Origin of the sequence: Nostoc sp. CCY0012 (assembly GCF_963920855.1) — a bacterium.
Taxonomy (GTDB): domain Bacteria; phylum Cyanobacteriota; class Cyanobacteriia; order Cyanobacteriales; family Nostocaceae; genus Cyanocohniella.
Genome location: NZ_CAWUDM010000043.1, coordinates 24548 through 44872, shown reverse-complemented (window position 1 = coordinate 44872; position 20325 = coordinate 24548). Strand labels below are relative to the sequence as shown.

Sequence of the window (20325 nt, the reverse complement as noted above, 5' to 3'; positions counted from 1 at the left end):
AATTTCCCCCCCCTTTTTCAGCTACCGTGTACACACATCTCTGTACTGGGTGCAAAATGTGGCTTGATCCCCCTAAATCCCCCTTAAAAAGGGGGACTTTAAGAAATTTTCCCCCCTTTTTAAGGGGGGCTAGGGGGGATCGAAACACTATTAGGCAACTTGATACGACTTGTGTGTACACCTTAGCCTTTTTCAGGGGGGCTAGGGGGGATCGAAACACTACTCGGCAACTTGATAAGACTTGTGTGTACACCGGAGCCTTTTGAAGGGGGGATCATAAGTGCCTAAAATTACAACCAATAACTTTTTAAACAACCTTTAGGATTTAGGTGTGATTAAACTCTGTATCTGCATACACACACTATCAAACTGATTAAAAACTTGACTATTTGTAAACCTAATAATCTTTAAACCATATCCTTCTAAAATTCTTGTTCTCTCTATGTCATAGTCTTGACCTTCATCTGTAAAATGGCTATTACCATCAACTTCAATCACTACTTGTAAAGTCGGACAGTAGAAATCAACTATAAAATGATGAATGGGTCGTTGCCTTAAAACGCGAAATTGAAAATTCTTCAGATACTCAGACCACAGCTTCTTTTCGGCTGGTGTCATGTTTTTGCGAAGTTCTTTTGCTCTTTCTACAAGTTTTGGATTGTAAGGTAAATGGAAATCGCTACTGTTAAGGTTGTTTGTCATATTTTATGTTTGTATATTTGAAAAATTGGGACATAAAATCAAGAGGTGTTTGAAAAGTAGTTGGTTGTGATTTTAGGTACTTATTGATCCCCCCTAGCCCCCTTAAAAAGGGGGGGATTAGAATTAAAGTCACTCTTTTTAAGAATAATTTAAAGATATCGAATAACTGTTGTGTAAACTATAGCTTAAAAAAAGAAAAACCTCTTAAAGTCCCCCTTTTTAAGGGGGATTTAGGGGGATCAACACAACGTCCTATGTCTCGCCCAAAACGCAACTTACAATCAGGTTTCTCCTACCACATCACAACACGCTGCAATAACCGCGAATTTCGCCTAACCCGCTTAGAATGTCGTGAAGTTTTTCTTTACGCCATTAAAAAAGCACAGGAAAAATATCAATTTAAACTTTATGCCCTGTGCATTATGAGTAATCATGTGCATTATTTACTAGAACCAAAACAACCGGAAGACTTACCTAAAATTATGCACTGGTTGAATTGGTACACTGCTATGTGTTTTAACCGGATGCTTAACCGCACAGGACATTTTTGGGAAAAGCGTTATCACAGTACAGGTTTTGCTAATACAGATAAACAGCGTGCATTAAATACTCTGCGATATATCCACGCTAACCCGAAAGCAGCCGGCATACAGCAGGGTTATTTCTACGACTTTAGCAATTATGGCACTCATGACCGCTTGAGTAATGATGGTATCACTCAATGGCATCCGGCGTTTTTGCTACTGGGGAGAACATTAGAAGAATGTGCAGCTAAATATCGTCAGTTTTGTAAGAAATATCGCCCGAAGCCGAAGCCGGAAAAAAAGAACGGTTGGGGTAGTCGTTTTTTACCTTCGTTAAAGAATAAAGGTAAGAAGAAATCACCGGGACAGATGAGTTTACCTTGGGACAAGCAGAGGGTAACTGAAAGTACGGAGGTGCAGGAGGTAGCAGAAAAGTTTATTCAGGCGAACTGTTATAACCCCGCAGTGCCAGGTATCGGAAATCTGAAATGTTGATTATACCGTGCATTTGGGGCTTGTAATAAATCTTTATAAATGTCGGAAAGCCTTAAATGTTACAGTTTACAAGTCTCGATGCGAGAGAAGAGAATTTCCCCACCCTCCTCTTTGTCATAATCTCTTGATATATCGATTTAATATTATCATTTATTATCTCTTGATATATCGATTTAATATTATCATTTAGCACCTCTAGCGGGAGGTGTCTCCAAGGGGAAGATGTGTCAAAAGTTACATCATTAGAATATATCCAACTATTATTCACTCTCCATCCGAAACGAATTCCCACACCCAGCGGGAGGTGTCCTCTAGGGGAAGATGTGTCAAAAGTTACATCAGAATAATATATCCAACTATTATTCACTCTCCATCCTACGCGATCGCCAAACTTTTTCCAGGCTTCTGAGTCATACTTGCCGTCAGCTTTACCGCCTACGCTCAAGTATATTTCCTTTTGGACACTGAAGCCAAAATGTCCATTGCTGTATTTTACCCACAAGCGGTCAATTGTGCGTAGGTCAGTGCAAGGAAAATTTAAGAGTTCGTCTTGGTCAAAGTAGTCGCCCTCTTCCTTACCTACAGCCTGAATCATCACCCGATAGGTTTCCATATCGGCTTCCTCCCAGTTTTTTGCTGCGAGTAAGTCGCGTAGTTTGGTGTAGTCTATGCCTTTTTCAGAGGATAGGTCATCTTTTGCTGGCTCAGGAATTGGTTTTGGTGGTTGAGGCTGAATTATGGGTGTTGTATCGGGGATTTGAATTCTTGGTTGCGCTTTGACTTCTGTTCCTCTACCTCTAATACCACGTATTAAATCTTCTAATGCCTCTTCATCATTTACACTCTTGAATCTTATCCAAGCCCATTGATTCAAATAAAATAAATCTTCTGGAATATCATTAATACCAGGAAGTAAGACGGGAATAACGCGAAAATTTTGTGCTTTGTTTTTTTTCAGAAAAAATTGAATTATTGCACCAAGTTCAAGATGCTCCTGAAAAGTACCTAATCCATTTTGACTAATAAAAAAAGCACCTACTTTAGATTGCGAAATCCCTGCGAAGACAACTTTCTGAATATTGTCTCCTGCAAAAATTTGCTCTTTATCTAACCACGGGTTCAAACCATTCTGCTTAAGATTTCGAGCAATTTCTATAACCTGGGGCTTATCTTGACTATTGTGAGCCAGAAACACATCAAACTGTTCCACTTATTACTCTCCCACACCTGCAATAGTCGCCAAAGCCTTAGCATACTGTTCTAAATCCCCACGCAAAGCCTCTAACTCACGCCTTACTGACGCTTCCTCAGACCAACTCTGTTCATGTTCCTTGGGACTCACACCCACATCTCGCCTAGCCTCCCACGCTTGCAATAACGGATGCCATTTGGATAAAAACGGTCTTAACCCATTATTCAACACCGCAATGGCGATTCCCCCCACAGAATCACGACTAGCACCCACATCAGGCCCCGCAGCTTTGAGAACTTCGCGGGTTGTGCCAAATAAACTATAAAGAGAGTTCAAGGCTTCTCTGACTAAACCCTGGTCAACTTCTAATGGTTGTACAGCAATGCGCGTCACCAACTCTACATACAGCGACCAAGCGGCTTTCCGTTCTGTGGGGTCAGTGTTCCAGGTCATGGAACCAATGCCAAAAGGCAGGCTGACAGATACAGTTTTTAAGACGACGCGATCGCGAAGTCTAGACAAAGCATAATCGCGCATGATTATAATTACGCAAATTTAACTAATTTCTTTGTGTTTATTATAGAACTCTACAGTTATCCCTTGAATAATATTGATTTGTCTCACGCAAAGCCGCAAAGTTAGTTTGATTTTAGGTTATGGGGTGGTTGCGATCGCGCCCTCATGGAAAGTCAAAAGTTTATTGAATATCTGCAATATTTTTAGCTAATTCAGATACAATAATAAATTTGTCTGTTGCATCCGGCTTTTTAGTATTATGTCTAAGACTTACACCGTTGAAATTAACCACCAAGGTAAAATTCATACTTTGCAAGTTCCTGAAAATGAAACAATCTTATCGGTGGCTGATGCTGCTGGTCTAGATTTACCGAGTTCTTGTCATGCAGGTGTTTGTACTACCTGTGCTGGTCAAATTACTGAGGGAACTGTAGACCAAGCTGATGGGATGGGGGTTAGTTTAGAACTGCAACAACAAGGTTATGCTTTGCTGTGTGTTGCTTATCCCCGTTCTGATTTGAAGGTGGAAACAGAAAAGGAAGAAATTGTTTATCAGTTGCAATTTGGTAAAGACCAATAATCAGTGAACAGCCGCGACTTCTAGTTGCCCTAACTTTTCATGGTATCTGGAAAACCTCTCTCCTACAAGGCTACGGTGTACACACAAGTTTTATCAAGTTACCTAATAGTGTTTCGATCCCCCCTAACCCCCCTAAACCCCTTCGGGGATGCGCCTTCGGCGTAGAAAAAAGGGGGGAAAAGAATCAAAGTCCCCCTTGATAAGGGGGATTTAGGGGGATCAATCTACATTTTGTACGCAGCACAAAAATGTGTGTACACCGCAGCCTTCAAAAGGGGGGAAAAGAATCAAAGTCCCCCTTTTTAAGGGGAATTTAGGGGGATCATATGATTTGTGTATACACGGTAGCCTACAAGGAGAGAGACTTTAAATTCCTGATTTGGAAGTCAGATTTTCCACATGAAGTGAAAAGTCAGCTAGTCGCCAGGGCTAAAAATAAATGAGAGTTTACAAACATTCTCTTGGCGAATGACTATATTAAGATATTCTAGAAACTGGTAAGCAAAAGGATTTACGGCGATGACAACTCATTTTATTACCGCAGAAGTTGATTTACAAGAAACTCCTTCTGAGTTGCAACAGGTGATTGAAGCAGAATTGCAAAAACAAGGTGAACCTCTGCGTTGGGCAATTACTTCTGTGGATGAGGAACAAGAAAAGGCTACTGTAGAAGCTGTTGTGACTTTAGCTGAGTGAATCAACGTCCGTACACTGCGATTTTAATTGTACCTACTGGCGTGGGGGCAGCTATTGGCGGTTATGCCGGTGATGCTTTGCCAGTAGCAAGAGTTATATCACAGGTTTGCGATCGCCTGATTACTCACCCCAATGTCCTTAATGGTGCAAGTTTGTACTGGAATATCCCTAACGCTTTATATGTGGAGGGTTACGGGTTGGACAAGTTTGCTGCGGGATGCTGGGGTTTACGTCCGGTACGTTGTAATAAAGTAGGTTTACTTTTAGACCAGGGTATTGAACCAGAATTACGGCTACGACACCTCCAAGCAGCCGACGCAACCAGAGCTACCCTCGGTTTAACTTTGACTGATTATGTGATTACTGATGCACCTTTGAATGTAGAATTACGTACTTCGGTATCAGGGGCGAGTTGGGGTACAATTGGTAACCCAGATAGTTTACTTAGGGCTGCTGAAATATTAATTAACAAAGCAGGGGCAGAAGCGATCGCAGTTGTCGCCCGTTTCCCTGATGATATGGATGAGGAAGCAGTACAAAACTATCGTTATGGTAAAGGTGTAGACCCTCTAGCTGGTGCAGAAGCTGTAATTAGTCATTTAATCGTGCGAACCTTCCAAATACCCTGCGCCCATTCTCCCGCTTTAGCCACTGCACCCCCAGACCCGAATTTATCACCCCGGTCGGCAGCCGAAGAATTAGGTTATACTTTTTTACCGTGTGTACTTGTGGGTTTAAGCCGCGCTCCCCAATTTATTATAGAAAGAGAGTATATTACAGCTTTACCAGATGATATTTGGGCAGATCAAGTAGATGCTGCGATCGCACCTGCAAATGCTTGTGGTAGTAGTGCCTTACTCAGCTTAAGTCAAGGACGATGCCAAATCATTACCGTAGAGGAAAATCAAACCCTCATCCAAGTCCCCCCCAAACCTTTAGGCATCAAATCCATACAAGTAAACTCATACTTGGAAGCAATAGGCACACTAGCAGCCCACAAAGCAGGTATAAATCCCTCGTCCCTCCGTCCCCAAATAACCCCCTTACAACCAATTCCTAATTCCCCACTCCCCACTCCCTAGATAACCGTGGTTGAACAACAAAATCCAGAACCCGAAATTCCCTATCTGACACGCACCCAAGTATTAGTAGCTATGGGAGTAACTGCTATCCTGTTGTGGATAGTCGCCAGAGTATGGTTAAACTATGGCAACTTTTACTTATTTAGGTGGTACTGGTCAATAAAAGATGTACTCTGGGGCGTGGGCTTAGGGTTAATCATTACAGCCTTGAGTGGTTTAGCTTATCGCCTATGTCCTCCTTATCGTAAAAGTGCCGACTATTATCTAGAAATAGTACTCAAGCCTTTAGTTTTACCAGACTTGATTTGGTTAGGTTTGCTACCAGCATTAAGTGAAGAACTGTTGTTTAGGGGTGTGATGCTACCAGCCTTGGGCTTAGATTCTGTCGCTGTCATAGTATCTAGTTTGGCATTTGGTGTATTGCATCTCAGCGGCCCTCAACAATGGCCTTATGTGATTTGGGCAACGATCATTGGTTTAATCCTGGGATTTAGTGCTTTGATCAGTGGTAACTTACTAGTACCTATTGTTGCCCACATGATCACAAATTGGATTTCTAGCTTTTTCTGGAAGTGGCGACAGGTGTAATTAGAAAGTTTTTAACATTACTATAAAACTTAGCCAGGACTTACGTAACCAACCACGTATTTTTGTTATTGCGACCGTAGGGAAGCAATCTCAAAGCCTTGATTTTCGTAGCGAGTGCGTAAGTCCTATTAGTTTCTTCATAGCTTGTATAAATCCATAATTTTAAATTTTTCCTAAGAAATCAATTGAAAGAATGTGGTTTTAACTACGTTATGACATTGAATGAGTAAGATAAACTTGCCGTATGCATATCATCAAAATACTTACTTTCAATTAGTAACAAAATAGGAGAAACAATGAGCAGAGAAGTAGGCAAAGTAATATTATGGGAAGAAAAGCAAAAAGATTATTTAAAAAAGTTATATGATCTACAATTTATTCCCAGAATAGGCGAAGAAATTTATATAAATAAAGAAAACTGGAGAGTCACCCGAATTGAACATGATGTAGAAGTTAATGAAGTTAATGTCTATATGGAATTAATCAAAAAAATGAAACTGGAGAAATTATCTAATTCTTGATAATCCCCTCACTCAGCCATGCTTCATATGAGGATTGTTGTTTCAGCAAACCCTATGATATTTCTCAGAAATAAGGCGTTACATCTTTACTTTTCGCCTGGGCTAGTGTGGAATTGCTATGTGTTTGTGGTGGGATTTATAGCCAGTTGCAGTGAAGCGATGACCTTGCGCTGTAGCTACATATCTGAACTATGTAGGGGCGTTCTACAGCACTCAGTCAACAACTGGCAATTGAGTGGGATTTCTGAGACTAGAGGTAATACGTACCTCAGACAACGAAGGTGATTGTCTCAGTGACCCAGCTGATATCTCAATTAAAACTGCAATAGATAAGTTTTGGTTGCCAAATTGCCACAATGTTAGATGATGTCAACTCTACCCGCATTTCTCTCAAAGAGAGAAAAAAATGGGGGCAAAAACTGCGAAAATGTATATATAGCAACAATTTCAGCAGTTATAAGCTATGTCCCCAACTTCAGAAGCTCGTACACTGAAACCGTTCAGATTTTAACAGCCAAAATCACCTTCAGTTGTAGTTAATTTCAATGGGGGACTTACGGCGCTCTAGTTAAAACGTTGTTCTGTCTTTTTTTGGGCGCAGTTTATATTTGGTAATTGTCTGGCAGCAATAAACCTATAATACTAATAAGCAGTATTACTGTTTGCACACTTCTTTTAGCCCAGATACTGTTAAAGATGCCTCACTACCAAAAGCTACTGAGAATTTCTACTACTGGCAAATCTTTTCAAAATATCACTGCAAAAATTGCAGCCATAGTTGCAGAGTCTGGGGTGGAAACTGGTCTTTGCACTTTATTTTTGCGCCACACTTCAGCTAGTTTAGTGATCCAAGAAAATGCCGACCCGGATGTTTTGGTTGATTTAGCTAATTTTATGGCCAATCTTGTCCCAGAATCAGGTAAATACATCCACGATGCTGAAGGTGCAGACGATATGCCGGCACATATCCGGACAGCACTGACTCATAGTTCTGAACATATCCCCATTAATCGTGGTCATCTGGTTTTGGGAACTTGGCAAGGGATTTATGTGTGGGAACACCGTCAGCGTAGTCATACCAGAGAGTTGGTGGTACACATTTCTAGTTAGGGATTAGGGACTAAGACATTAAAAATTAAAATATGAAAATTGCTGATTTAATTAGTTGGTTTGAAGCATGGGCTAATCCTGCTTGGTGTGAAAGTTGGGATAATTGTGGCTGGCAAATTGAGCCGGGGGTTTTGCAGGAACCAGCGCGGGTGTTGGTTTGTTTGACACCGACTTTGGCCGTGATGCAGGAGGCGATCGCAGTTAATGCTAATCTGATTTTTGCTCATCATCCTCTGATTTTTAGTCCACTTAAGTCTTTATGTGGTGGTGAGGCCATCGCGGATATGGCAAAGTTAGCTTTTACTCACAATATCGGCGTTTACACTGCCCACACAAATTTTGACCAAGTAGATGATGGGACTGCTGATGTTTTGGCACAAATTTTAAAGTTGCAGGAAGTCGCGCCCATAGTTCTTACTCAAGGAGGTTTGGGTTACGGTCGTGTGGGTTTACTAGAACCATTTCTGACTTTACAGGAGTTACTAACGACGATTCAAGCCCGACTTGCTCCCCCGAATTTAATTTTTTCCCCAACTGCTGACTTACAACAAAAGATTTCTCGTGTGGCTGTGTTGGGTGGTTCTGGTGCTAGTTATATTTCGGCGGTAGTCAAAACGGGCGCTCAAGCTTATCTTACTTCTGATTGTAAGTTTCATCAGTTTCAGGAAAGCCGCGATCGCGGTTTAATTTTGATTGATGCTGGACATTATGCAACTGAACGCCCGGCTTGCGATCGCTTGGTGCAAAAATTTCGGTCTTTAAATCTTGACTGGGTGGAATTAAGTCAAGAAGATGAAGATTTTCGGCAATTTTTCCAGTAATATTAGTTTTTTAGCAACTAAATTATTTTTTGTCTTTCTTTGTATTATATGCTTCCAGTATACGGTCACATAAACCCTCTAAACCATATCTGTTGTGATCTGAATCACAAACTTAAGTAATTAAAATCACCAGTAGTTACTGTTTTATATCAATTAGGCGGGAACAAAAATGTTTCACACTAGATATAAGAAAACTCTCACCATACCCTAATCAAGATGATTCGCACACTCGTTGAATCTGCTTTCCAAACTGGATATCTTAGTGTTGAATCTGAGGGTCTACTTCATCAGGTGTTGGCGACTAAGTGCTATCAATCGGAAGACTTGGCAGCCCTAACAGCACTATACGATGCAGTGAGTGCAGGTAAAATTAAACGAGAAGCGTCATCGCCACTGCCCATAAAATTTCTCGCACAGGACACAATTCGGTAAATTTGCCATCGCGTGGCATCAGATAACCGCCTTCAACTCAAAACTCTTTGCTGAATGTTGTTGAAAACCATTAAGGTCGGCAGGAGAATGAGTTAAGATCAAATACATTAGGGATAAATGTAAAGCTGAGTTCCCAGACTTCCCAGCAATGCCAATGATTACAAGTAGGCAAATCAAACAACCGCAATTAAAGCTTGATTCAGAGTATTTTTTATTACATACTTGTAGGAAGTACTCACCAGAAAATATTAACCTGGTTAGGAGAGTTACCCAATTGTGTGACTTCTACGAAGTAGACATTCGTTGAATGACCTAAAGGGGATTGAGTTCAACCGGTGCAGTAAGTTCAAGTCGATGATTTATCTAGATTCTTACGAAGACAACCGAGTCTGTCTATACCTAGGATTCATCAGACGCACTGATTCTGAACCACGGAACCGACCTCTCATGGTGTTATCTAAATGGGGTAAAACCCAAATTTCACAGGTTTAACTACGTTGTTTAAAAAGGCAGAAGCAGTACATGCTACACCGCAAGATTTATCAACTGTGTTGCGACGGGCGGGAGGTATGTGTATTTTTGCGGGACCAGCAACGCTGGATCGAAAAAGCCCGCATCCTCGATATAGAGGGGGATTTAGTCACTCTACGCTATGAAACAGAAGAGGAAGACGAAGTTTGTGCTTGGGAGGAGATGGTTCGTCTCGAAAGCATTGGCTCTGTGACCCAAAAATTAGCCTCAGTGCCACGCGGTAATGTAGAACCTCTGTTGACAGAAGATTGTCCAGAAGCGGAGCGGATTCGTAACCATTATCCTGAATCCAATCCTGAATAACTAAATGTTAAGTCCTGAGTCCTGAGTATTACATCTTGCTCAGGACTCACTATTTTTCTGGTTCAACATTAGACAAACGTTCAAAAGCCGGACAGTAACCCTCAAGAGTGACTTTGAAGTTATATAACGGAGAAGTAGGATTCCAACAGCGTTGTCCTCTTTGATGCCGACAAGTCCCACAACAATCTACATCAGTCCAGGTAAAGCGATCGCCATTTTGGTTGAGTAGTTCTCGTGGAGATAACCCCCGCAAAACTATTTCTTCACCCTGCCAACGCGCTTCAATTAAACCAGTATCGGCAAACTGTCGCCAGCGTGGGTCAGTTGTAATGGCATCGGGTAAGGAGATGGTAATGACTGTGCCTAATTCTGTGAGTTCGCCTTCATAGTTGGTTTCTGGGGGAGCGGGCTGTAAAAAGGTATCGCCAATGGGTAGTTGTACTAAGGTGTTAGCCGATGGAGAATGCACGTGATAACGGTTTTGTAGTTCCTCTAAGCTAGTCAAATCAGCCAAGTAAGCCGGGGAACCGTGGACAAAAACGACGTGTTGGGGACGCAAATTATGAATTAGCTGGGTAGTACCAGGGCCATCGCTATGTTGGGCGAGGAGATAGCTTTCGTCACTAGTGGGTGCAGCATATTCTTGATTAATTTTTATATCAATTTTTTCTGGTAACAGAATTACCCAAGGCCCTGTATCCGGTTGACAGTATTGATTTAAATTAGCTGTGGAGTCAGTCAGTACAATACAGGGAGACTTACCCACAGTACCCCGCTGTTGAGGTGGCAAACGTCGTACCCGTGGACGCACTCGTTCATCCCAAAATAAGGGTTGATGACGGGCGAAGTTCTGCACTGATGGTGGGAGGTGGGGCAAGAGTTCCAAGTAAGCATCACACCCTGTGGCCACAGCACCGTCAACCCAAATATCTAAATCTCTGCCTGTGAAGTGGTGATGAGAGCGTAACAACATCAGCAGTTCTTGACCCAAGCCTAAAGCGGGTGTGGGCAATAGCACTGAACAACGGTCGGCGATCGCTCGATTAATCCGCTCGGCTAGTTGATTTTCTTGGTTACGGCGGTGGGGATGTCTGGCTGTGCCATATGTGCCTTCAATTATCAGTACATTTAACTCTAATCCCCGTAATTCTTCTAAACGCAATCCTTCTACTAAACGTGAGTTGGATAAGAAAAAGTCACCTGTATATAGTAGTTTATATGAGCGTTCTGCTGTGGTGTATGTCAGTAAAAATGCTACCGCCCCTGGTAAGTGTCCAGCGGGAAATAATTCTACTACCAGACCTTCTTGAATTTCCACAGGCGATCGCAACGGCAACGCATGGCACAGTTGGGGAATATTTTTCGGGTCTTGGTCTAGCCAATTAAGTGGCAACAACTTACTGGTTACTTCGCTGGCATAAATCGGTAACAGAGGAAAAGCTTGATGTAGGTCTAGCAATCCTTTGGCATGATCTGGGTGAGCATGACTAATCAACACCACATCTGCGGGCATGGGCGATCTGCCTCGACGGGCTGACTTGGCCAACGAGTGTAGTAATAATGAAGTATCCTCCAAGCCACAATCTAGCAGTATGCGGTGTGGCCCCATCCGCACTAATAAACATACGCCCTCATCGTGATGCTGGACACTATAGGGCAAACAATCTAATTCATTAGCTACCTCCCCAGCATCAATGCCAGAGGATGCCGACAGATTATCCCTCATGCGCTCCTCTCCTCCGACCTCATCATCATTGACATACCCCAAATACCAAGAACAGCGTAATTCTTGGTTTTGTGATCTAGGGGTAAGTTTTGTTGTGCGCCCCTACACCCTAAGAATGCAGATGATTGATTTGGGAGGACGCGATCAATTTGGTTGACAAGAATGGGGCTAAATGAAGTTTGTCTCTTGCCTGATTTATCTTTTGCAGTTTTAAACGGTGAATTCTGTCCCAGGAAATTGGCTTAATGAGCAGAGCCATTACCGTGATAGTTATCTGAATCATAAAATCCATTTTTGGTGCCGAAGAATAGGCACAAAACAGTAAATATAACTGTTAACCCGGCTAAAATCAGCTTAACTTCCATTTGTTGGCTGTTCCTTACTAAAGACTTTCCTATATTAATAGAGTGCTTCCGCAATTCGGCTCAATCGCTAGAAAATCTTTACTATGGTTAAGTTGATTGGGCAATAAGTAATTTTACACAATTAATTGAATTCTAAAACTTTTTGGGTCACCTGTCCATTTATTGTCAGGTTTCTACATCACCTACAGCTAGGGCAGGGAGCAGGTGGGAAAATATCACATGAATAAATTTCTGGAAGTACCTTACCCAACAGAATCTACACTTTCCATTCGCCAAGTATTTTTCTTGTGAATATTTTACTCATTTAAATACGTGTATTAAATTTACAACAATTACTCAATTTACTTGATAAATTTCGTATATGTACTATTAGCTTATATATATTTAGTAAATAAAATATTAGTATATTAAGCATCTAGATGTTCAAGCATCCAAATAATTAAATGTTCAGATGTTTGAATATACAGTAGAATCTTGACATTATTCATTTGCCACTAGAAAATGATTATCACCGTAGCGGCATTCAAGGGCGGTGTAGGAAAATCTACAACAGCCCTACACTTAGCTACATATCTGCAAAATCAAGCTGACACACTGTTAGTTGATGGCGATTTAAACCGCAGTGCTTTGGATTGGTCAAACCGGGGTTGTTTGCCATTCAAGGTTGCTGATGAGAAGCAGGGGGTCAGTTTAGCAAAACTTTATGAGCATATAGTAATTGACACACCAGCTAGACCAGAAGCAGATGAGTTAAAAACTATTGCTAAGGGTTGTGATTTATTAGTCATACCCACTACCCCAGATGCGATCGCTTTAGCTGCAACTCTACAAATGGTGGAATTACTCAAACCATTGAAGACGAATTATCGAATTTTGCTGACTATTATCCCCCCAAATCCCAATAAGGCGGGAGAGGAGGCGAGAACGGCTTTGTTAAATGCCGGGTTACCTGTATTCAAATCAGGAATCCGCCGCCTGGCTGTCTTCCAGCGCGCTGCTTTAGAAGGAGTACCAGTTAATGCTGTCAAAGACTCTTACGCCCAAATTGCTTGGCGGTGTTACGCCGAGGTGGGAAAAGAGATAATTAATTCGTAATTGAAGATGGAGAGTTGGTGTTACTTTGAATAACAAGAAAAAAACTAGCCGTTTTGATGACTTAATAGATGCTGCTCGTAGTCGTCAAATTAGAGATCAGCCACAGCCTACGGAAGACAAACCCACTTCTTACAGTAAAAGTACTGACCCAGCATATACCCGTACCACTATTTATCTCCCTAAACAATTGCATCGACAACTAAAAACCGTAGCCGCTGCCCAAGAGCGACAGATGAGTGATATTGTGGCGGAATTAGTGGAGCAATGGCTGTTATCTAACACTCAGGAAAAAAATTCCCCTAGTTAAACTCTGCATTTTAAAGAATTACTTCTTTTCCTTGTTCTGTGAAGCGAACTTCTTGGATTTTCCATTCAGCATTACTAGTTAAAGTTTTGCGGAGACTACCAAATAAAGCAAACTGTTCACAACTAGAAAGAGAAACTAATTTGCGCTTTGACTGTGGGGATAAACGCAAATCAACTGTAGCTACACCATTTTCTACGTTGACACGATAACCGGACAAGTTAAAGTCCGCCGTATCTCGTTCGGCGATAATTTTACCCACTGCACTTGTTACAGGTTGTTCTGCGGCGACTGACACTTGTTGGGGAATCAGTTCTTGACATTGGGGATCACTTGTATATAGGGTGACATTAGTGGTTTTGCCTGTGGGATCTGTCGAGGTGGCTGCGGGGGTTTTAGGAACTGTGCTGGGTGTGGTGGTAGGCGCTGGTGTTTCACTATCAATACTGGTGGAAGTAGGACTGGAACTACAGCTACTGATGCTAGCTGCGATCGCTACTACAATTAACGGTAACAGAAGTCTTTTGCTTTTCATAATTTATAGTTCGCCTGTGGTTGTTAATTAACTTCAATACTGCTAGTATCAATTCCGCATAAATTTCCCAAAACTTTGCTGCTTGATTATTATTAGCTATCTTCTCACTCCCAGAGAAACACTTATGCCTAGCAACGAATCCAGCACTTATAATGTCCGAATATCTGAATGGGATGGTATCCCCATTGAGCAGTGGGAACCAGCTAAATGGAAGCTATGGAAACCTAAATTTCCGGCATCAGATGAGTATGCCAAGATTGAGCGTGAATATCTCCGCATTAAACATGCTATTCAGCAGGCTAACTTGGCTTTAAGTTTAGATAGAATCAAGATTAAATTGAAACTAACTAGCCCGAAAACTATCGGCTTACAAGGTACATTTCCCTGTAGACCTGGTGATGTGGGCAGACATGGTAGTCCTAATAAGCAGTATACCATTTCTTGTGCTTTTGCAGCTAATGATACTGGGGTAAAAATGGCAGTTTTAAAAGCACGAGAATTAGATTTACAATTAATAACTAAACAATTCCAATGGACACCAGAGTTATTAGGGAAACAGTCCCAAAAAATAGAAATAAAAAATCAAGAGAGAAAACTTATTGATCAATTGATTCAAGAATATGAACAAGAATTTTGGAAAAATCATCAAAGAAATCGCCAAGGAATCCGTACTTGGGAAACTCATTACATGAGGCATCTCAAAAAACTCCCCCAAGATGTGCCGATGTCTGAACAAGCGTTGGTAACAGCTTTAGAAAAGACGCAACCCAATACATCATCGAGATTTTTTTTGGTGTGGCAACTGAAAAAGTTTGGCGAATTTTGTGGTATTGATGACTTTAAGGCCATTTATGCTTATATGACTCCCAATCCTCATCCAACTATTCGGAAAATCCCTTTAGATGAGGAAGTTTTACAAGGATTTGAGAAAATCGGAATGCCTTTATCAGCATATGCTAGTAAGGAGAATGTAACGCTACCTGAACAATGGCAATGGATTTATGGTATGTTAGCGACTTATGGGTTAAGACCGCATGAATTATTTGCTGTAGATATAGCAGCATTTTTAGACCCAGCTAATACCTTTCATTTAGTAAATTTAAATCCCCAATTAACAGAGGGTACTAAAACTGGTGAACGTAGTTGTGGGATTCCGCCATTACATCCCCATTGGGTGGAGTTATTTAATTTAAAAAATATTTGCTTACCTGAGAGTGAAGGTACACTTAGTAATAAAACTGCCAAGATTCAAATTAAATTTAGAACTTCTCAGCTAGGTTTTAGACCTTATGATTTACGTCATGCTTATGCCATTCGTGGTCATCGCTTGCGAGTCCCTATTAAGACGATGGCTGATTATATGGGACATACCGTGCAAGAGCATACTCGAACTTATCAAAGATGGATGAATGAAGATACTAACTTAGAAATTTACAAAGAAGTGGTAATTTACAGACAAGGTACGAGTAAGGAAGCCTTGAAAGAGAGAATTAAGGAATTAGAGGCGGAAAACGTGGCTATCAAGGCGGAAAATGCCACCCTTAGAGGTTTGCTGGTTCAACATCAATTAGGCGAATTATTGAGTTAATTTTAGATTTTAAATTGGAGATTGGGCAAGATAGATACTGAAGTTAACTTCAGTCCCTAAGCTGGGAATAAACGAGACTATGACTGGTAATCTCATTACTGTAGATAAAAATACTTATGAATCCCTTCAACAAGAGTTGAGAGAGCTGCGTCAGCAAGTAGGGCGGAATAATTTACCATATAGCCCAGAACAGATTGGTGTATTTATAGAATATACCCCAGCTGCGATCGCCATCTTCGATGAGCAAATGCGTTACCTGCTAGTCAGTCGTCGTTGGCGGGAAGATTACGGTTTGGGAAATCAAGATATTATCGGTTGCTCTCATTATGAGGTGTTCCCAGAGATTTCCCAGGCTTGGCGAGACATTCATCAACGCTGTTTGGCGGGGAATCTGGAAAAATGTGATGAAGATGCTTTTGTACGTGCCAACGGCAAAATAGATTGGGTGAAGTGGGAAATCCGCCCTTGGTACACGGACTCTGGCGCAGTGGGTGGAATTATCATGTTCACGGAGGTAATTACGGCGCGTAAACAAGCAGAAATAGCCTTAGCAAATAGTGAGAAGCGTTTTAGAGATATCGCCACTAACGTACCTGGGGCAATTTTTCAATTTACTAACCGTGATGGGGTGTGGACGGTAGATTATATCAGTGACTTTATTTGGGAACTGGCAGGTATCACGGCATCTGAAATGATGCAGGATTTAAATTGTTTTTTTGCTCGTGTACATCCAGATGATTTTGACAGATGTATTGCCTCAGTAGTAGAAGTATTAGAAAATTCTGCCCCTTGGCATTATGAGGGACGATTGATAAAGCCTAATGGCGAAATTATTTGGTGGCAAGGTGACTCTACTCCTATACGTAATGAGCAAGGAGAGGTAATTTTCTGTGGAGTGCTATTAGATACTACTGCTCGCAAACAAGTAGAAACCAAACTGCAACAACTAAATGAGCAACTAGAGGTGATAGTCGAGGAACGTACCGCAGCCTTGCGTCAAACTGAAGCACGCTGGCAGCGACTAGCAGACAATGTACCAGGAATGCTTTCCGAATTTCGTATGGACTTAGATGGTACGATGTCCTTCCCCTTTGTTTCTTCTGGTTGTCGAGAAATTTACGGACTAGAGCCAGAACAAATTCAAGCAGATACTGCTTCGGCATTGTCCTGTATTCACCCAGAAGATTTACCAGGGATGCAAACAGGAATTGCTGAATCTGCTCAAAAATTGACAAATTTTGAATATGAATGGCGACTGACTGATATCTTTGGTCAGGAAAAATGGGTAAAGGGAATAGCTCGTCCCGAACGCCTGTCAACTGGGGAAATATTTTGGTACGGCTGTACTGTTAATATTAGTGAACAACAAGCAGCGCTACGTGAACTCAAACAAGCAGAGCAACAACTCCAAGAGCAGGCGCAGTTTTTACAAAGTATTTGGGAAGCTGTAGACTACGGCATTTATGTCTTAGATGTTCTAAACAATGGGGAAGAGTTTCGTTTCGTTAAATTTAATCCAGCTATTTTGAGACTTAGCCCCATACCTCTAGAAGCCTTTGTGGGAAAAGTCATAGCAGAGGCACTACCTACCGAAATGGCGGATATTTATCGTCATCATTATAGGCAATGTGTTCAGTCTGGCAAAAGTATCTTTTTTGAAGAGTCTTTCTGTGTCGATGACCAAGAAAATTGGTGGTTATTGAATGTCACGCCTCTTGTTGACAGTACCTCATGCATTTATCAGCTGATAGTCACAGTCACGGACATTACAGAACGCAAGCAAGCCGAAAAAGACCGACAAATGTTTGCCGCACTGATTGAAAATAGCAGTGATTTTATTGGTTTTGCCACTCTCGAAGGACAACCATTGTTCCTCAATCAAGCGGGACTCCAGCTAACGGGTCTTGACAAGTTAGATACTGGGAAAGATGCCAGTATTATGGATTTTTTCGCTACGGAAGACCAAGAATATTTGCAGCAACACATTATACCTACTGTCATGATGCGTGGTGTGTGGCAGGGTGAATATCGTTTCCGTAACTTTCAGTCACAAGAAGCCATTCCGATTGATTTTAATTTGTTTATGGTTAAGAGTCCTGATACTGGTGAACCTTTGTGTTTAGCAACCATTACCCGTGATATTACGACAAGAAAACAAGCCGAAATCAAATTACAACAACAAACCCAGGATTTAGAACAAACCCTACATGAACTACAACGTACCCAAGCTCACCTGATACATAGTGAAAAAATGTCTTCACTAGGTAATATGGTTGCTGGTGTGGCTCATGAAATTAATAATCCGGTTAACTTCATTCATGGCAACATTATTCCCGCTAGTGAATACGCCCGAGACTTGTTGCGGTTGGTGGAACTTTATCAATTACACTTCCCTTATCCTCCAGAAGAAATTCAAACAGAAATAGCAAATATCGACCTTGATTTTCTCAAGGATGACCTAATTAAATTACTCCAATCTATGCGTGTAGGGACTCAGCGGATTCGTGAGATTGTGTTATCGCTGCGGAATTTTTCTCGGTTAGATGAATCTGAATTTAAACAAGTTGATATCCATGAAGGTATTGATAGTACTTTAATGATTCTCCAAAACCGCCTGAAAGCTAAATCTAATCATGCAGAAATTTTGGTAATTAAGGAATATGCTCAACTGCCATTAGTTGAATGCTATCCTGGTCAACTAAATCAGGTATTTATGAATTTGTTGAGTAATGCTATTGATGCTTTGGAGGAGTCGTTTGTAGGAGAACAAGGACAAATTCGCATTTGCACTGAAGTTGTAAATCATCACCGCATAGCCATCCGCATTGTCGATAATGGTGGGGGAATCCCGAAAAAGATCCTTGCTAAATTATTTGACCCATTCTTTACAACCAAAGATGTGGGTAAGGGTACAGGTTTGGGTTTATCTATTAGTTATCAAATTGTAGTAGATAAACATAAAGGTGATTTATCTTGTAATTCAATCCTTGGTCAAGGGGCAGAATTTATAATTGAAATTCCCATTCATCAATAACAGGACTTACGTAATCAACCATGTATTTTCGTCATTGCGACTGTAGGGAAGCAATCTCAAAGCTTTTATTTTTGTGGCGAGTGTGTAAGTCCTAAATAATTATCAATTATAATTAAGCGTAATTAGGCAATAGGAGCCAGACATTTATGTTACTGGAACTCAACCAACTAATTGTACCTGTCGGTCATCAGTTATTGATTAAAGATATATCTTGGTCAATATACCAACATATTTTGGCAGAGTTGGGTGAAAATCGTAGTTCTAGAGTATCTTACAGTCAAGGGGTGCTGGAAATCATGGCTCCATTACCAGAGCATGAGGTAGCTAAGGTTGTTATTGGAGATTTAGTCAAAGCTTTATTGGAAGAATTAGATATTGAATTTTGGAGTTTGGGTTCTACTACTTTTGATAAAGAAAATATGGATGCTGGGGTGGAACCTGATGATTGTTTTTATATTCAAAATGAAGCGGTTGTCAGAGGTAAGAATAGAATTGATTTAAATGTTGACCCACCGCCTGATTTAGCGATTGAAATTGATATTACTTCCCGCACCCGATTTAATAATTATGCAGTATTGGGAGTTCCTGAATTGTGGCGATGGAAAGGAACTAAGTTAGAAGTTAATGTTTTAGTTGATGATAAATATATAGAATCTAGTAGTCGCATTTTTCCTGATTTACCTATTGCTCAAGTGATTCCCGAATATTTAAACCGCAGTAAAAGTGAGGGGAGAAATGCGGCGATGAAAGCTTTTCGTACTTGGGTAAGACAGCAAAATATATAGTTGTTGTCGGTTTGATAATTGTGTAATCTTATTTAAAATTTAAGATGTTGGGTTCACTGCGCTTAACCCAACCTACAGGCCATTAATTCTTAATTATCTTACACACGCTGAAATCAGAAGCCATGAATGTATCCTTGACTCCAGAGCTTGAACAATTCATCCAAATGCAGATTGCAAGTGGTAAGTATGCTTCGGCGGAGGAAGTAATTGTTGATGCTCTCAAAATGTTTGCAACTAAAGGTTACACTGAAGCGCCAGTACAGGTAAAAACACCTGATGAATTGGGTTGGCCTCCTGGTTTTTTTGAGCAGACGGCTGGCTGTTTACAAGATGATCCTTTGGTGAGATATCCCCAAGGTGAATATGAAGTACGGGAGCCGTTAGAGTGATTTATTTATTAGATACGAATGCTTGCATTGTTTATCTAAATCGTCCTATATCTGGTGTCAGACGACGCTTAGAGTCTTTATCACCAAGGGATATTGCTGTTTGTTCAGTTGTGAAAGCTGAACTATTTTATGGTGCGAGAAAAAGTAAAAATCCTCAACGTACTTGGGCTTTACAGTCAGCTTTCTTGAATAATTTTGTTTCTCTGCCTTTTGATGATGCAGCTGCTAAATTTTTTGGCAATATTCGTGCTGAGTTAGCAACTTTGGGTATACCTATCGGCCCTTATGATTTACAAATTGCATCAATAGCCCAGGCGCATAATTTAATTTTAGTGACGCATAATACGGGTGAGTTTAGTCGGGTGAATGGGTTACAGATTGAAGATTGGGAACAAGATTGTTGAGCCGGAC

The 20325-nt window shown here is 41.0% G+C and carries 23 protein-coding genes; 18 read left to right on the top strand and 5 right to left on the bottom strand.

Annotated elements, in window-relative coordinates; genetic code table 11:
* Positions 1–318 precede the first annotated feature (318 nt).
* Positions 319–702: an endonuclease domain-containing protein gene (locus ACM0OS_RS14435; RefSeq protein ID WP_414543878.1), complete on the bottom strand. Its 384-nt coding sequence runs from the start codon at positions 700–702 to the stop codon at positions 319–321.
* A gap of 254 nt (positions 703–956) precedes the next feature.
* Here ACM0OS_RS14435 and ACM0OS_RS14430 point away from each other — a divergent pair, with 254 nt between their 5' ends.
* The gene (locus ACM0OS_RS14430) at positions 957–1721 is read left to right on the top strand and encodes a transposase (RefSeq protein ID WP_414543877.1); all 765 of its coding nucleotides are present in this window, start codon (positions 957–959) and stop codon (positions 1719–1721) included.
* 52 nt (positions 1722–1773) lie between these two features.
* Here the strand turns inward: ACM0OS_RS14430 and ACM0OS_RS14425 are convergent, their stop codons facing one another.
* Both ACM0OS_RS14425 and ACM0OS_RS14420 read right to left on the bottom strand, forming a co-directional pair.
* Positions 1774–2931: a GUN4 domain-containing protein gene (locus ACM0OS_RS14425; protein WP_414543876.1), complete on the bottom strand. Its 1158-nt coding sequence runs from the start codon at positions 2929–2931 to the stop codon at positions 1774–1776.
* A gap of 3 nt (positions 2932–2934) precedes the next feature.
* Positions 2935–3366, bottom strand: a complete 432-nt coding sequence (locus ACM0OS_RS14420) for a hypothetical protein (protein WP_414543885.1) — start codon at positions 3364–3366, stop codon at positions 2935–2937.
* A 322-nt stretch (positions 3367–3688) separates the two neighbouring features.
* Between ACM0OS_RS14420 and ACM0OS_RS14415 the strand changes: the two genes are divergently transcribed.
* The 9 genes from ACM0OS_RS14415 (at position 3689) to ACM0OS_RS14375 (ending at position 10093) form a co-directional block, all read left to right on the top strand.
* Positions 3689–4009: a 2Fe-2S iron-sulfur cluster-binding protein gene (locus ACM0OS_RS14415; RefSeq protein ID WP_414543875.1), complete on the top strand. Its 321-nt coding sequence runs from the start codon at positions 3689–3691 to the stop codon at positions 4007–4009.
* A gap of 519 nt (positions 4010–4528) precedes the next feature.
* Positions 4529–4705, top strand: coding sequence for a hypothetical protein (locus ACM0OS_RS14410; protein WP_414543874.1), 177 nt, complete (start codon positions 4529–4531; stop codon positions 4703–4705).
* The gene (locus ACM0OS_RS14405) at positions 4702–5787 is read left to right on the top strand and encodes a DUF3326 domain-containing protein (RefSeq protein ID WP_414543873.1); all 1086 of its coding nucleotides are present in this window, start codon (positions 4702–4704) and stop codon (positions 5785–5787) included. The genes ACM0OS_RS14410 and ACM0OS_RS14405 overlap by 4 nt, the downstream gene beginning before the upstream one ends.
* 6 nt (positions 5788–5793) lie before the next feature.
* A complete protein-coding gene (locus tag ACM0OS_RS14400; protein ID WP_414543872.1) occupies positions 5794–6375 on the top strand; it encodes a lysostaphin resistance A-like protein in 582 nt (193 codons plus the stop codon).
* A gap of 296 nt (positions 6376–6671) precedes the next feature.
* Positions 6672–6896: a hypothetical protein gene (locus tag ACM0OS_RS14395; protein WP_414543871.1), complete on the top strand. Its 225-nt coding sequence runs from the start codon at positions 6672–6674 to the stop codon at positions 6894–6896.
* Between the two features lie 696 nt (positions 6897–7592).
* Positions 7593–8006: a secondary thiamine-phosphate synthase enzyme YjbQ gene (locus ACM0OS_RS14390; protein ID WP_414543870.1), complete on the top strand. Its 414-nt coding sequence runs from the start codon at positions 7593–7595 to the stop codon at positions 8004–8006.
* Between the two features lie 32 nt (positions 8007–8038).
* Positions 8039–8827, top strand: a complete 789-nt coding sequence (locus ACM0OS_RS14385; RefSeq protein ID WP_414543869.1) for a Nif3-like dinuclear metal center hexameric protein — start codon at positions 8039–8041, stop codon at positions 8825–8827.
* A gap of 216 nt (positions 8828–9043) precedes the next feature.
* Positions 9044–9259, top strand: a complete 216-nt coding sequence (locus ACM0OS_RS14380) for a hypothetical protein (RefSeq protein WP_414543868.1) — start codon at positions 9044–9046, stop codon at positions 9257–9259.
* 522 nt (positions 9260–9781) lie between these two features.
* Positions 9782–10093 carry a DUF6679 family protein gene (locus tag ACM0OS_RS14375; protein ID WP_414543867.1) on the top strand — a complete coding sequence of 104 codons (312 nt, stop codon included), beginning with the start codon at positions 9782–9784 and terminating at the stop codon, positions 10091–10093.
* Between the two features lie 49 nt (positions 10094–10142).
* On the opposite strand, the gene ACM0OS_RS14370 is transcribed toward ACM0OS_RS14375, so the two are convergent.
* Positions 10143–11819 (bottom strand): MBL fold metallo-hydrolase, encoded by a 1677-nt coding sequence (locus ACM0OS_RS14370; RefSeq protein WP_414543866.1) that lies wholly within the window; start codon positions 11817–11819, stop codon positions 10143–10145.
* Between ACM0OS_RS14370 and ACM0OS_RS14365 the strand changes: the two genes are divergently transcribed.
* From ACM0OS_RS14365 to ACM0OS_RS14355, 3 genes are all read left to right on the top strand, one after another.
* Entirely contained in the window at positions 11818–11976 is a 159-nt protein-coding gene (locus tag ACM0OS_RS14365) for a hypothetical protein (protein ID WP_414543865.1), read from the top strand. The two genes, ACM0OS_RS14370 and ACM0OS_RS14365, sit on opposite strands and share 2 nt — an antisense overlap.
* A 709-nt stretch (positions 11977–12685) precedes the next feature.
* Complete coding sequence (locus ACM0OS_RS14360) at positions 12686–13279, top strand: ParA family protein (RefSeq protein ID WP_414543864.1); 594 nt, start codon at positions 12686–12688, stop codon at positions 13277–13279.
* 25 nt (positions 13280–13304) lie between these two features.
* The gene (locus ACM0OS_RS14355; RefSeq protein ID WP_414543863.1) at positions 13305–13586 is read left to right on the top strand and encodes a CopG family transcriptional regulator; all 282 of its coding nucleotides are present in this window, start codon (positions 13305–13307) and stop codon (positions 13584–13586) included.
* 10 nt (positions 13587–13596) lie between these two features.
* On the opposite strand, the gene ACM0OS_RS14350 is transcribed toward ACM0OS_RS14355, so the two are convergent.
* Positions 13597–14118: a sporulation/spore germination protein gene (locus tag ACM0OS_RS14350; RefSeq protein WP_414543862.1), complete on the bottom strand. Its 522-nt coding sequence runs from the start codon at positions 14116–14118 to the stop codon at positions 13597–13599.
* Between the two features lie 124 nt (positions 14119–14242).
* Between ACM0OS_RS14350 and ACM0OS_RS14345 the strand changes: the two genes are divergently transcribed.
* From ACM0OS_RS14345 to vapC, 5 genes are all read left to right on the top strand, one after another.
* Positions 14243–15706 carry an integrase gene (locus ACM0OS_RS14345; protein ID WP_414543861.1) on the top strand — a complete coding sequence of 488 codons (1464 nt, stop codon included), beginning with the start codon at positions 14243–14245 and terminating at the stop codon, positions 15704–15706.
* A 79-nt stretch (positions 15707–15785) separates the two neighbouring features.
* The gene (locus ACM0OS_RS14340) at positions 15786–18740 is read left to right on the top strand and encodes a PAS domain S-box protein (RefSeq protein WP_414543860.1); all 2955 of its coding nucleotides are present in this window, start codon (positions 15786–15788) and stop codon (positions 18738–18740) included.
* Positions 18741–18886: 146 nt separating this feature from the next.
* Positions 18887–19525, top strand: a complete 639-nt coding sequence (locus tag ACM0OS_RS14335; protein ID WP_414543859.1) for a Uma2 family endonuclease — start codon at positions 18887–18889, stop codon at positions 19523–19525.
* Between the two features lie 122 nt (positions 19526–19647).
* A complete protein-coding gene (locus ACM0OS_RS14330; RefSeq protein ID WP_414543858.1) occupies positions 19648–19914 on the top strand; it encodes a ribbon-helix-helix domain-containing protein in 267 nt (88 codons plus the stop codon).
* Positions 19911–20318, top strand: coding sequence for a type II toxin-antitoxin system tRNA(fMet)-specific endonuclease VapC (gene vapC / locus ACM0OS_RS14325; protein ID WP_414543857.1), 408 nt, complete (start codon positions 19911–19913; stop codon positions 20316–20318). Before ACM0OS_RS14330 ends, vapC begins: the two co-directional genes overlap by 4 nt.
* Positions 20319–20325: the final 7 nt, after the last annotated feature.

Excerpts from the sequence above, each read along its gene's own strand:
- ACM0OS_RS14435 (WP_414543878.1), bottom strand. The coding sequence starts at position 702 with ATGACAAACAACCTTAACAGTAGCGATTTCCATTTACCTTACAATCCA.
- ACM0OS_RS14430 (WP_414543877.1), top strand. The coding sequence starts at position 957 with ATGTCTCGCCCAAAACGCAACTTACAATCAGGTTTCTCCTACCACATC.
- ACM0OS_RS14420 (WP_414543885.1), bottom strand. The coding sequence starts at position 3,366 with ATGACCTGGAACACTGACCCCACAGAACGGAAAGCCGCTTGGTCGCTG.
- ACM0OS_RS14415 (WP_414543875.1), top strand. The coding sequence starts at position 3,689 with ATGTCTAAGACTTACACCGTTGAAATTAACCACCAAGGTAAAATTCAT.
- ACM0OS_RS14410 (WP_414543874.1), top strand. The coding sequence starts at position 4,529 with ATGACAACTCATTTTATTACCGCAGAAGTTGATTTACAAGAAACTCCT.
- ACM0OS_RS14395 (WP_414543871.1), top strand. The coding sequence starts at position 6,672 with ATGAGCAGAGAAGTAGGCAAAGTAATATTATGGGAAGAAAAGCAAAAA.
- ACM0OS_RS14390 (WP_414543870.1), top strand. The coding sequence starts at position 7,593 with ATGCCTCACTACCAAAAGCTACTGAGAATTTCTACTACTGGCAAATCT.
- ACM0OS_RS14385 (WP_414543869.1), top strand. The coding sequence starts at position 8,039 with ATGAAAATTGCTGATTTAATTAGTTGGTTTGAAGCATGGGCTAATCCT.
- ACM0OS_RS14380 (WP_414543868.1), top strand. The coding sequence starts at position 9,044 with ATGATTCGCACACTCGTTGAATCTGCTTTCCAAACTGGATATCTTAGT.
- ACM0OS_RS14375 (WP_414543867.1), top strand. The coding sequence starts at position 9,782 with ATGCTACACCGCAAGATTTATCAACTGTGTTGCGACGGGCGGGAGGTA.
- ACM0OS_RS14365 (WP_414543865.1), top strand. The coding sequence starts at position 11,818 with ATGCGCTCCTCTCCTCCGACCTCATCATCATTGACATACCCCAAATAC.
- ACM0OS_RS14370 (WP_414543866.1), bottom strand. The coding sequence starts at position 11,819 with ATGAGGGATAATCTGTCGGCATCCTCTGGCATTGATGCTGGGGAGGTA.
- ACM0OS_RS14360 (WP_414543864.1), top strand. The coding sequence starts at position 12,686 with ATGATTATCACCGTAGCGGCATTCAAGGGCGGTGTAGGAAAATCTACA.
- ACM0OS_RS14350 (WP_414543862.1), bottom strand. The coding sequence starts at position 14,118 with ATGAAAAGCAAAAGACTTCTGTTACCGTTAATTGTAGTAGCGATCGCA.
- ACM0OS_RS14345 (WP_414543861.1), top strand. The coding sequence starts at position 14,243 with ATGCCTAGCAACGAATCCAGCACTTATAATGTCCGAATATCTGAATGG.
- ACM0OS_RS14340 (WP_414543860.1), top strand. The coding sequence starts at position 15,786 with ATGACTGGTAATCTCATTACTGTAGATAAAAATACTTATGAATCCCTT.
- ACM0OS_RS14335 (WP_414543859.1), top strand. The coding sequence starts at position 18,887 with ATGTTACTGGAACTCAACCAACTAATTGTACCTGTCGGTCATCAGTTA.
- ACM0OS_RS14330 (WP_414543858.1), top strand. The coding sequence starts at position 19,648 with ATGAATGTATCCTTGACTCCAGAGCTTGAACAATTCATCCAAATGCAG.